At 39.1% G+C, this 12106-nt stretch carries 8 protein-coding genes; 3 read left to right on the forward strand and 5 right to left on the reverse strand.

What is annotated here, in order from left to right; translation table 11 throughout:
• Nucleotides 1-9: 9 nt before the first annotated feature.
• The 3 genes from PVK63_RS05410 to PVK63_RS05420 all read left to right on the forward strand — a co-directional run bounded on the left by PVK63_RS05410 (nucleotide 10) and on the right by PVK63_RS05420 (nucleotide 4899).
• Nucleotides 10-1983 carry an amylo-alpha-1,6-glucosidase gene (locus tag PVK63_RS05410; protein WP_130086200.1) on the forward strand — a complete coding sequence of 658 codons (1974 nt, stop codon included), beginning with the start codon at nucleotides 10-12 and terminating at the stop codon, nucleotides 1981-1983.
• A gap of 81 nt (nucleotides 1984-2064) precedes the next feature.
• Complete coding sequence (locus PVK63_RS05415; protein ID WP_130086199.1) at nucleotides 2065-3903, forward strand: glycoside hydrolase family 13 protein; 1839 nt, start codon at nucleotides 2065-2067, stop codon at nucleotides 3901-3903.
• Nucleotides 3904-3966: 63 nt separating this feature from the next.
• Complete coding sequence (locus PVK63_RS05420) at nucleotides 3967-4899, forward strand: LysR family transcriptional regulator (RefSeq protein WP_274449243.1); 933 nt, start codon at nucleotides 3967-3969, stop codon at nucleotides 4897-4899.
• A 91-nt stretch (nucleotides 4900-4990) separates the two neighbouring features.
• Here the strand turns inward: PVK63_RS05420 and PVK63_RS05425 are convergent, their stop codons facing one another.
• From PVK63_RS05425 to PVK63_RS05445, 5 genes are all read right to left on the reverse strand, one after another.
• The gene (locus PVK63_RS05425; protein WP_274439988.1) at nucleotides 4991-6622 is read right to left on the reverse strand and encodes a methyl-accepting chemotaxis protein; all 1632 of its coding nucleotides are present in this window, start codon (nucleotides 6620-6622) and stop codon (nucleotides 4991-4993) included.
• 282 nt (nucleotides 6623-6904) lie between these two features.
• Nucleotides 6905-7357, reverse strand: coding sequence for an NfeD family protein (locus PVK63_RS05430; protein WP_130086195.1), 453 nt, complete (start codon nucleotides 7355-7357; stop codon nucleotides 6905-6907).
• Nucleotides 7358-7366: 9 nt separating this feature from the next.
• Entirely contained in the window at nucleotides 7367-8290 is a 924-nt protein-coding gene (locus PVK63_RS05435; RefSeq protein ID WP_130046712.1) for an SPFH domain-containing protein, read from the reverse strand.
• A 192-nt stretch (nucleotides 8291-8482) separates the two neighbouring features.
• Nucleotides 8483-10654 (reverse strand): TonB-dependent receptor, encoded by a 2172-nt coding sequence (locus tag PVK63_RS05440; RefSeq protein ID WP_274439990.1) that lies wholly within the window; start codon nucleotides 10652-10654, stop codon nucleotides 8483-8485.
• 126 nt (nucleotides 10655-10780) lie between these two features.
• A complete protein-coding gene (locus PVK63_RS05445; protein WP_274439991.1) occupies nucleotides 10781-12094 on the reverse strand; it encodes a lysine N(6)-hydroxylase/L-ornithine N(5)-oxygenase family protein in 1314 nt (437 codons plus the stop codon).
• Nucleotides 12095-12106: the final 12 nt, after the last annotated feature.

Below are 12106 nucleotides of genomic sequence, written 5' to 3' on the forward strand. Positions count from 1 at the left end.
AAGGTTCACATGAAAATCTCTCTTTCTAAAGCAAATTTTCGCGATATGGATCGCCTTGAAGAATCGAACTACCTGCTAACGAATGGATTAGGTGGTTATTCTTCTCTTACCCTTGCAGGCTCTTGCAGTCGAAGTGATCATGCGTTGTTTATGGCAAGCCTTGTTGCACCAAACAATCGCTTTAATTTTGTTCGTCATTTGGATGACCGCATTACATTACCAAGTGGCGAACCTTATCCACTTTCTTCACAAGCCAATGTCAATCCGTATGACACCGTAGACTCAACCCTACTGTTTGATAATTTTACCCAAACTCATCTTCCAGAGTTTACGTATCGTATCCGTGGTATTGAAATCACCAAAACCATTGTGATGGCTCAAGGGGTAAACCGTCTTGCGGTTAACTATCAAATATTCAACCCATTGAAGCAAGCATTCACACTGAATGTAACACCAAAATATCACTTCTGTGCAAAAGGACAGAACCTATCAAGACAACAAGAATTTACGCATCAAGAAGGCAAAATAACCAGTAACGGTCAAACACTTACTTATCGTCACAATGGGGCTGATTCAGCATTGGATACCCCTCGTTATGAGTCAGGTCTGTACTTTTCTTATGATGCACGCGATGGCCGTCCTGCAACAGATGCTCAAATAGCGCTTCATACCATTGCTTTTGTTGGGACTGAAACGCACGAGCAGTTCTCGATAGTGTTTGAAGCACAAGAAGATCGCGCCATTTCTCTAGAAGCACAGACTGCCGATGAAATGATTAACACAGAAATTAAGCGCCAACAAGAGTACATCAAGCACGCTAATCTAAAGAGCTTATTTGGAAAACAACTGGTCCGTGCCAGTGAGCAGTTTGTGGTAGATCGCGACTCAACAGAATCCAAATCAATCATTGCAGGCTACCCATTCTTTGCCGATTGGGGCCGTGACACCATGATTGCCTTATGGGGTTGTAATTTATCAACCAATCAATTTGAAGATGCAAGACAGATCTTCCGTACCTTTATCCGTTATGAGCGCCGTGGTGTACTGCCAAACCTTTTCCCTGAAGCTGGGGTTGAGCCAATGTATAACACCATTGATGCATCGCTACTCTTCATTGTTAGTTTATATGAATATTACCAAGCGAGTGGCGATCTAGAGTTTATCCGTGATGAAGCATACGAGTGCATGACTAACATTTATCAGCATTACCGTAACGGTACTGACTTTGAGATTAAGATGCTTGATAACGGTTTGATCAGCGGCGGCAGCGGTTTTGATCAACTTACTTGGATGGATATTCGTTACGGCGATATCGTACCAACCCCAAGACACGGTTGTGCAGTAGAAATTAACGCCCTTTGGTTTAATGCGCTCTCTATTCTTGATTTCTTTAATCAAAAACTGAATAAGCCGATGCCGGAATTGCCAGCCCTTGTAGAGCAAGTAAAAACCACCTTTAACGATGAGTTTTACAATGATGCAGGGTACTTAAATGATTGGATTAAAGGAGGGGAAGTAAACCAACAAATTCGCCCAAATCAAGCTTATGCCGTTGGCCTTCCTTTCCCAATATTAAGTCAAGAAAGAGCACGTTCGGTCATTCTTACCATTTATAAAGAGTTGTATTCACCCTTGGGTTTACGCTCACTAGCAATGAGTGATCCTGAATTTAAAGCAGTATGTACAGGCTCGCATTTTGATCGTGACATGGCCTACCACCAGGGCACAGTTTGGGGCTTTATGATTGGTCAATTCTTAATGGGGATCTTACGTCAGTTCCCACAGGATAAAGACTTACTTCGTATTGTTGAACAGTTTATTGAGCATAACCAAGATGGCCTATATGAAGGTTGTATTGGTCAATTGGCTGAAATCTATGATGGTTACGCACCAAGTCAATCTCGTGGTTGTTTTGCTCAAGCGTGGAGCGTCAGTGAAGTATTACGCGTCGTGAAATATTACGAACAAACGCACCAAAAATAGAATTTCATAATTATACCAACCTGGGTGACTATTACGTCAGATAGTTATTCGGGTTGGTACTTTCATTAAACGGTATTAATCATGATTACAAAAGCAGCGATCTATCATAGATCCCACTCAAGTTATTCTTATACTTATAATAAAGAAACGCTTCATTTACGCATTCGCACAGCAAAAGGCGAAGTCGATAACGCCACGCTAAGAATTGGGGATCCATACGATTGGACATCGGGTGGCGGTGGCGGCAACCTAAATGCAGAAGATGCGATGGGTTGGAGTGGCGGCGAGAACTTTGTCATGGAAAAAGAGTGTGAAACAGAATTGTTTGATTACTGGTTCTGCGAAGCACAGCCACGATTTTTCCGTGCTCGTTATGCTTTTATTCTTGAAGGTAAAGAAGATGAAACACTGCTCGTAACTGAAAAACAAATTTTTACCATCACCGATGATGCAGACCCTGTATTAAGCCAATTACTCAATTTTTATTGCTTCCCATACATGAACCCTATTGATGTATTTAGCCCGCCACAGTGGGTAAAAGAGACGGTTTGGTATCAAATATTTCCTGAGCGTTTTGCCAATGGTGATCCCTCAATCTCACCAAGCAATGTACTTCCTTGGGGCTCTGAAGATCCAAAAACCAACAGCTTCTTTGGTGGTGATTTACAAGGCGTCATTGACCATCTGGATTACTTGCAAGATCTTGGTATTACTGGTTTATATTTCACCCCAATTACTGAAGGCAAAACGAATCATAAATACGACACCATTGATTATCTAAACGTTGACCCTGCTTTTGGTGACGAGGACACGGTAAGAACGCTAATTACAGAAGCTCATAAACGTGGCATGAAAGTCATGTTAGATGCCGTATTCAATCATATTGGAGCCGATTCTCTTCAATGGCAAGATGTCATCAAACACGGCAAAGACTCAAAATACATTGATTGGTTCTATGTTGAGCAATTCCCACTGATAGACGAGTCTAAAAAAGATCAGCATAGCAAAGAGTATCTCAACTATCGCGCCTTTGCCTTTGCGCAAAACATGCCAAAGTTAAATACCGAAAACCCTGAAGTGATGGAATACTTACTTGACGTTGGTCGCTACTGGGTGCGTAATTTCAATATCGATGCGTGGCGTTTAGATGTCGCCAACGAAGTTGATCAACGCTTCTGGCGACGCTTCCGTGATGAATTAAAAGCAATCAAGCCTGAGATCTATATTTTGGGTGAAGCGTGGCATGACTCGATGAACTGGCTTGCTGGAGATCAATTTGATGCCGTAATGAATTACCCATTATCCGATGCAATGATAGGATTTTTTGCTCACGGCAACCTCAATGCAAATCAGTTCAAATATGCGGTAAATGATGTCAATACAAGCTACCCGATTGCGGTTAATGAAGTGGCGTTTTCCTTGTTAGATAGCCATGATACGGCTCGTATCCTTCACCGTTGTGATGGCAATAAAGAGAAAGTGAAACTGGCCTATTTATTCCAATTTACCCACAGTGGTACACCGTGTATTTATTATGGTAGTGAAATTGGTTTAGATGGCGGTGCCGATCCATTAAATCGTAAGTGCATGATTTGGGATGAGAGCAAACATGATATGGACATGAAACATCATATTATGCAGATCATCAAATTACGTAAGCAGCACCCGGCACTGCGTGCTCATCGCATTAATTGGTTAATGAGTGATGATGAAAAACAATGTCTTATCTACCAAAAAGTCTTAAAAAATGAGTGCATTACCGTGGTTATGAATAACAGCGCCAACACGGTTGATATTAGACTTCCTGATGCATTGTCTAATCATAATGTCACTGATATTTATAACGATACTGCTTGCAAATTAGAAGAAACGTTAACATTGGCACCCTTTAGCTTCGCCATGTATCAAAACGAGAAGTAATCGCTAGATATCAAATAGTAAGCCACATAAAATAGCTCTTTCTTATTCAAGCAAAGAGCTATTATGTTTAAATTAATGATTCAATTCATTCAAGTAGCTAAAACTCAAAACGTCACCCAAGCCGCTAATAACCTCTGTTTAAGTCAACCGACATTGAGCCACAATATGCAGAAGTTAGAAGAGAAGCTGGGCAGCAAATTGTTTAATCGTAACTCAAAAGGGATCACCCTAACCTCCAGTGGTGAGTTACTTTACGAACAAGCAAAAATGATGCAAAACCTCTATGAAAACACCCTCAATAAATTAGAGAAGAATAAACTCAGACATCAAACCGAACTCAAAATTGGTTGTGGTGATGCGTGGTGGCAGCTGTTTATTCGAGATTGCGTACAAGATTTTAGAGAAACTTACCCTCACAGTAATATCTCTGTTGATGTAGGGAATCACCTGCAATTAATGAACTTATTGCTCAGTGATGAAATCAGTATTTTTGTCGGCCATGAGATATTAGGCTTAGCGCAATATGAAGACATACTGTTTCATCCTCTTTTTCAATGCAGTGAAGAAGTCTATGTAAGAAAAGGCCATCCTTTACTAGAAATCACCTGTAGCAATGAAGATATTGCTCGCTTTCCATCGGTTGATTTAGGAGCGGCAAAAAAACGATTTACGCATTTAGTTCAGCAGCAAAATGAAGAGTTAACGACCTTTCAAAAACGCCACTATTTGCAAGAAAAGGTTATCTACAATACCAATTCTCTGTTAACTGCGATTGATTTATTACAAAACAGTGATGCGATTTTGCCTTACCCAATGACGATGAGAGATTACTTTGGTGGTTTTGATATTGTGCCTTTACAGATGAAAGAGTGTTTCAGTAAAGCAACGATTGGGGCTTACTTACATAAAGATGGTCAGCAAAATAAACAAAGTACTGCGCTGTTAGAAAAGTTTAAAGAACTGATTAATAATAACCCTAAAATTATACCAAGTTAATATGCTTACCAGTCATTCTTAATGGTATAAAAAAAGGAGATCATATGATCTCCTTTTTAGTACAAACTAGCTCAACTCATTAGCTCGTCAATTATACTTTAAAGCGTGATAAAGACGATTGAAGCGTCGTAGCTAATTGCGCTAGCTCAACACTTGATTGTGCTGTTTGCTCTGCACCTAATGCCACTTCACTTGCTGATAAACTCATGCTTTGAATGTTACGACCAAGCTCTTCTGTTACTGAATCTTGCTGGCTACACGCACTCGCAATTTGAATACTTGTATCCGTCACCTTCATCATAGTCTCTTCAATCATTTGGATTGATTGACCCGTTTGAACGCTTTGCTCTACACAAACACGGATTTTAGAACAACTTTGATCTGTTGCTGCTTTTGCATGTGTTGCACTTGCTTGCAGTTTCTCAATAATTTCAACAATCTCAGTAGTAGATGATTGAGTACGACCCGCAAGAGAGCGAACTTCATCAGCAACTACCGCAAAACCACGACCTTGCTCACCAGCACGCGCCGCTTCAATTGCCGCGTTTAATGCAAGTAAGTTGGTTTGGTCAGCAATACCGCGAATAACTTCAACCACAACACTGATGTTGTTTGACTCACGTTCTAACTCTTCAACTAGTTCACCCGCTTGCTCAATATCGCGAGATACCGTTTGGATTTGGTCAATATTCGATTGAACGTCACGGTTACCTTGTTTTGCTTCTTCAGATGCTTCTAAAGCAGACGTAGACGCAGTTTCAGTATTATTTGCTACTTCTGCTACCGTTGCTTTCATTTCTTCCATTGCAGCGGCTACCGTTGTAATGTCAGATTGTTGCTGTTGCATGCCACGAGCAGATTGCTCAGAAATCGCGCTCATCTCTTCTACCGCAGCAGATAATTGAGTTACCGCTGAAATCGTATCTTCGATCAATGTGCGTAGCTGATCTTGCATTTCGATATTAGTATCGGCTAATTCACCTAGCTCATCATTACCAATTTCGTTACGTGCAAGATTGAACGTTAGATCACCCGCAGCAATCGCTTTAGACTGTTCTACAACTAAATTTAATGGGCGACAAATTTGGCGAGCTAAAAAGAAAGTAATAAAAATCATAAAGCCAATAAGCGCAGTAAACGACACTTGAGTCGCTGTTGTTACATTATCAACACTACCCATAATTCTAATGCGGTTATTAGCAACAAAACCTAAGTTAATATCAACCAATGCATCCATTGCTGAACCAACAGTATTAAAAGCATCTAATGATCCTGATAAAACTTGTTGAGCTTTACGTAAATCTCGATCTTTTACTGATTGATTAAAACCAGAAAGGATATTTGAATAGTTCTTCCAAGAGTTCAATACGTTATCGAACACTCGACGCTCATCACCGCTGCCTACTGTCGCATCATAACGATCAAGCATTACTTGAATTTCTTGTTTCGTCTTTTCTTGGCGACCAAATAGTGCTTTTAAACTTTCATCATATTCAGGATACGTTAACGATGCGTATTGGCTACGACGCAATACAGACATCTCAAAATATAAGTTCTCAACAGAAATTACACTTGGAACCGTTGAATCAGTAAAGTTAATTACTTCTGACTCTACTTTATTTAATTCTTGTAATAGAAAAATAGCAAACGCTATCATCACTAAACCAATCGCCGAAAACACAACGGCAATTTTATTTCTCACTGCTAGATTTTTATAATTCATGATCTTTATAATCCTGGCATACTGTAATGGTTCATCCATGAATAAATCTTGTTATTAAACTAAATAACTACACGCCCTTGTTAACGGCGGAATGACGGAAAAATAAAGTAAAAAATTATAAATGTCACTAATTTTCATTACCGCCCAAAAGGTTAACAAATATAACTATTTGTAATAAAACTAAAATAGCAAACCATTGCACCTCTGCAAATGTAAAAAAAGTGAATCATACGCTGCAATTACACACAACATACAACTCACCAATATTAATATAATGTAAAATTACTTCTTAAAAGGCTCAATAGTCAAAATAATACCGTCAACAGAGACGACATGAACCAGTGTTCCCTTTGGAATATCTTGAAAACTTTTTGCCGACCATGTTGTGTCTCCGATAATAATACGACAAGGACCGGCAATAACATCCTCGTCTAAACGAGAAGTTTGACCGATTAATTGCTTCTCCTTTTGATTTAGCTGCCGATTAGAGTCTGAACTTTCATCTTTTTTATGTTGATAACGCCACCAAAGCCACGTCGTAAAAAGAGAAAATACAGCAAAGCTTAGCCACTGCATTTGCCAACTCATTGGTATTACTGCATACAACACACCAACAACAACAGCTGATAACCCAATCCAAAGAAAGTACCCTGCAGTACCAAGTAACTCACCTGCTAGCAATAGCAAACCAAGCGTTAGCCAATGCCAATGATTCATCTGTTCAAAAAATTCCATTATGAACTCCTATTTAGAACCCTCTTTATCTACTTTAAACATCTCAGCGATGCCAGCAACCGATCCCATTAGGCCTGTAGCTTCTAACGGCAACATAATAATCTTACCGTTTTCAGCTTGGCCAATAGACTTAATTGCCTCAGTATAACCCTGCGCAATAAAGTAATTAACCGCTTGCATATCACCTTGAGCGATTGCATTTGATACCATTTCAGTCGCTTTTGCTTCTGCCTCTGCCGCGCGCTCACGAGCTTCAGCTTGAAGAATTGCAGCTTGCTTATCACCCTCTGCTTTTAGGATCTCCGCTTGCTTGTGACCTTCAGCTTTCAGGATCTCGGCTTGACGAACCCCTTCAGCTTCTAAAACATCGGCACGCTTATTACGTTCGGCTTTCATTTGAGCATTCATCGCAGCGGTTAGATCTGCTGGTGGCTGAACGTCTTTAATCTCAATACGAGTGACTTTAACTCCCCACGGATTGGTTGCTGAATCAACGATAGCTAATAATTTCACGTTAATCATATCTCGCTGGCTTAGCATTTCATCTAATTCCATCGAGCCTAACACCGTACGCATATTCGTTAGTGTTAAATTACGAATCGCATGTTGAAGATCACTCACTTCATAAGCGGCTTTTGCTGCATCAACAACTTGCACAAAACAGACGGCATCTATGGTTACATTCGCGTTATCTTTCGAAATGACTTCTTGAGCGGGGATATCTAATACTTGTTCCATCATATTGATTTTTTGACCAATACTATCAATAAATGGAATGATTAAGTTTAATCCGGGTTTTAATGTGTGTGTGTAACGGCCAAATCGCTCTACCGTCCAATTGAAACCTTGGGGAACCGTCTTAACACCTAGTGCTATTAATACTAGTACTAAGAAAACCAGAACACCAATTGTTATTAATGTATCGTATGCCATTATTTGTCATCCTTTTCTAATTGATAATTATCTAAATATATCTATGCCTTACAAACAAACGTTCATTTTTTAATCATACCTAAATTTATCATAAATGTATGGACACATTCGGCAGTATTTATGAAAAATAAGACTACCTCTTACGAAATAGTCTTATTTTATTGCTGTAAAAAATGCAGAAGTAACTAAATATTAATATTTAACTTGGTAATTAAGTGTATAAGTCCGTCCGCGACCTTTATAATCATAAGCTGCTGCATCATAGTGGCTAGAATATAAGATTTGAGCACGTTGACCCCATGCGGTTGTGTAATCTTTATTAAATAAATTCTGAATACCAAAACCTAAACTACCTACAGGCAACTCATAACTACCGACTAAGTCAAAGACGGTGTAACCAGATAACTCATTATCATCCGCATCTTTATAGTCAAACATCGTTTGGCTCTGAACTTTAACCGCAAGATCCGACTCGTACCATCCTATCCACGAGCTTGCTTTTGATGTACTTGCCTCACCCGCACTTAAATCATCCCACTTACCGTCAGTTTGAAGCTCTGAAATGACGTAATGGCCTGAAGCACCCAGCTGAATATTATCCATAACCCAATAAGAAACTAACGCTTCAGCACCATAAACACGTTTTTCATTATCAACGTCTTCAATTAACAATGTCTGCTTATTGTATTTAACTGATTTATCCGATTGTGAGAAATACGCCGCGGCCTGAAAACTTAATGCATCTTGTTCAGTTCTAAAGCCAATTTCATAACTGTTAGTTTTAATCCCTGACATTTTAGAATCAGAAACATTAATACTGTCTTGCAGAGCATAATGTCCATTAGCATCAACCGCTGAATAACTTCCTTGCCCATAATATTTCGCAGGATCAGCAAGATCGAAACCTTGCGAGAAACTAGCCCATACTTGTGAATCAGACGTAAGTTTATAAATAGTCCCTAAATTAAATAAACCGACAGAATAATTAGTTTCGCCTCCAGGAACCGCATCAGCAGAAGAGCCATTCCCTGCAGCAATTTTCTTTTGAATTTTATAATCAACAAAATCATCGATCTTATTGTTCATATATTGATAGCGGTAGCCCCCTTGAACTGACCAATCATCCGTAATGTCCATATCCGCTTGAATAAACCCAGCAACCGAACCAACTTCAACCCCAGGATAACGCCCAATCTCAGCATAGGTTTTATTCACTAGATTACCTGAGTTATTAGCAATCGTTGGATCAAATAACGCTTGGTTACTGTCGAACTTATCCATGTAAGCGTCTACACCGTAAACCAAATTCACTTTACCAAACGATTTAGCTAAAGCGGTTTTTAAAGAGATTACATCGGTCGTTTGCTGTGAAGCACTTTGGTAATACGGTGTATAAGTTTGATCTTCTTTTCGATAAGAGGCTTCAACAACTAATTGATGGCTTAGAAATTCAGAATCACTATAAGCCGCACTTAGCATGATACGTTCTGTACCATGTTGACGATCTGATTCGAAGCCTTTACGTACATCAATAAACTTATAATTTTTAATGTAAAGACCGTATGGCGAGTCTTGTTGACTATCGTAATATTGCGCTAAAAAGTTAATATTTTTAGTATCAGAAATAGAGACATCAATCGTACTTTGTAAATCTATCGTTTTATTATATTGCAGTGAACCTTGAGAAATGTCAGGCGTAACAATATCACCTTCACCATCATAATATCCTTGAGTTTCGGTATAAACGGCAGATACTCGTGCTGCTACATTATCAGTACCACCAGAGATAGATTGTGCCACTTTGTAATCAAAGTCATCGCCACCATTTAATCCAGTAGTGCCACTCACATAACTTTCAAACTGCAGTTCATCACTGTCTGATTTTTTGGTTATGATGTTTATCACACCACCAGTTGCACCAGCCCCATAAATAGAGGTGGCACCAGAAAGTACCTCAATACGTTCAATATTAAATGGGTCAATCGCATCTAGTTGGCGACTAATCGGACGCGATGATTGAAGCGATACCCCATCAATCATAACTAGCATTGCACGACCACGTAAGTTCTGACCATAGTTGGTCCTTGCACCACTACTTACATCTAATGATGGAATGGTTGCTGATAAAATTTCACCTAATGTTTTACCACCACGATACTCTTGTTCAATTTGTTCGGAGTCAACGAACCAAACCGTTCCTGGGATCTCACTAATGGCTTTAGGTGTACGGCTTGATACCACAACCATGGTTTCTTCTGTATTTTTATACGCTTCTGCTTGAGCTGCTACAGAGACAAAAGTAGTCGCTGTTGCAACGGAAATAGCGACTAAGGTGAGCGGATAATTCCCTTTTTTAACGTTCATTTATGTTCTCTTTTTTATATTGATGTTGCACTAAAATGAATACAAATGATAAAAATCCGTATTCAACTATTTATTACTTAAAAAATAATATTAATTAAAAAAGTAAGTGTCGGTTTGCTAACAAAGCTAAGCATTTACTAATTCATCAACAACCGACTCTGAGATCCAATCAATCATTCCTTTATCAGAAGCAATGTCGTATATCTCTTTTTCTGATAATCGATTGATAATACTGGCACTTCGCCACGCCATTAAGCTGAGTTGAGGTTCCGCAATACCATGACTATGCATGCCTGCATTCACCGCAAATATCTTATTATTCTTGCTGCCTTTCCATTTCAGTTCAAAGTCAGGCGTAAGTTGGTAACGTCCCTCTTTATCTAAATCCAATAGAGGAAGAATTGAGTTTAAACAAGCAGGATAAGGAGACTTAAATCCCGTAGCTAAAATCACAATATCTGCTTGATGCATTTCTGATTTTTGGCTTAACGCATTCTGCACTTCCAAAGAAAAGCCTGATGCTGTTTGTTCTAATTTATCCATCGTTCGATGCGGTAATAAACGCACCCATTTGTCTTCTTTCATCACATCAAAACGATGATATAGCTCTCGATAAATATCCAATAACGCTAGTTGAGTAATGCCGTCTGATGTCAATTTTTGAGCTGTAATTTCTGAGTGCTTTACTTCAGGGTTAAGCTGAACAAATGCATTTACATAATCAGGGGTGAAGAACTCATTAGTAAATGATGCTTCATCAAGAGGTTGGAAATTAGAGCGACGAGACACCCAATCTAATGAGGCAGCCTTACCCCATTTCTCACGTAATACGTTTAAGAAAATATCAGCGCCACTTTGTCCACCACCAACAATCATGACCCTTTTATCTGTGAAATCACGATCACGCAGGCCCATTTCAGCGGCATGAAAAACGGTTGGTCCGATATGAGGAATTGCACATTCTGGAATAAAAGGGACTTTACCTGTTCCTATGCAAAGATTTTGCGCTTCATATATTCCATCACTGGTTTGAATTTCAAAACTATCACCATTAAATTCGACATTCTTAACTTCGGTTGAAAACTGAACATTACTAAGTTGCTGAGCAACCCAAGACAGGTAATCAGAAAATTCATGGCGACTGATGCAACTCAACTCTGCGGATAAAAAGCGATAAAACTTTTTATTTTTCACTAAGTAAGATAAGAAGGAATAAGGACTTTCAGGGCATACTGCGCTGACTAAATCCTTTAAAAACATGGTTTGCATATTGGTGTTATCAAGCAACAAGCCAGGATGCCAAGCAAAAGAATCTCTACTTTCAAAAAACGTAGCTTTAATTTTCTTTTTAGGCTCTAAAAGAGAAGCAACACTCAAGTTAAACGGGCCAACTCCGATACCTGCCAAATCCAATCTGGTATTCATACTATTATTCTCCATTTAATATTATTG

Source organism: Aliivibrio sp. S2TY2 (assembly GCF_028765525.1).
GTDB lineage: Bacteria > Pseudomonadota > Gammaproteobacteria > Enterobacterales > Vibrionaceae > Aliivibrio > Aliivibrio finisterrensis_A.

Bases quoted from the DNA above. Each gene is read 5' to 3' on its own strand.
- PVK63_RS05410 (WP_130086200.1), top strand. From the start codon at position 10: ATGAAAATCTCTCTTTCTAAAGCAAATTTTCGCGATATGGATCGCCTT.
- PVK63_RS05415 (WP_130086199.1), top strand. From the start codon at position 2,065: ATGATTACAAAAGCAGCGATCTATCATAGATCCCACTCAAGTTATTCT.
- PVK63_RS05420 (WP_274449243.1), top strand. From the start codon at position 3,967: ATGTTTAAATTAATGATTCAATTCATTCAAGTAGCTAAAACTCAAAAC.
- PVK63_RS05425 (WP_274439988.1), bottom strand. From the start codon at position 6,622: ATGAATTATAAAAATCTAGCAGTGAGAAATAAAATTGCCGTTGTGTTT.
- PVK63_RS05430 (WP_130086195.1), bottom strand. From the start codon at position 7,357: ATGGAATTTTTTGAACAGATGAATCATTGGCATTGGCTAACGCTTGGT.
- PVK63_RS05435 (WP_130046712.1), bottom strand. From the start codon at position 8,290: ATGGCATACGATACATTAATAACAATTGGTGTTCTGGTTTTCTTAGTA.
- PVK63_RS05440 (WP_274439990.1), bottom strand. From the start codon at position 10,654: ATGAACGTTAAAAAAGGGAATTATCCGCTCACCTTAGTCGCTATTTCC.
- PVK63_RS05445 (WP_274439991.1), bottom strand. From the start codon at position 12,094: ATGGAGAATAATAGTATGAATACCAGATTGGATTTGGCAGGTATCGGA.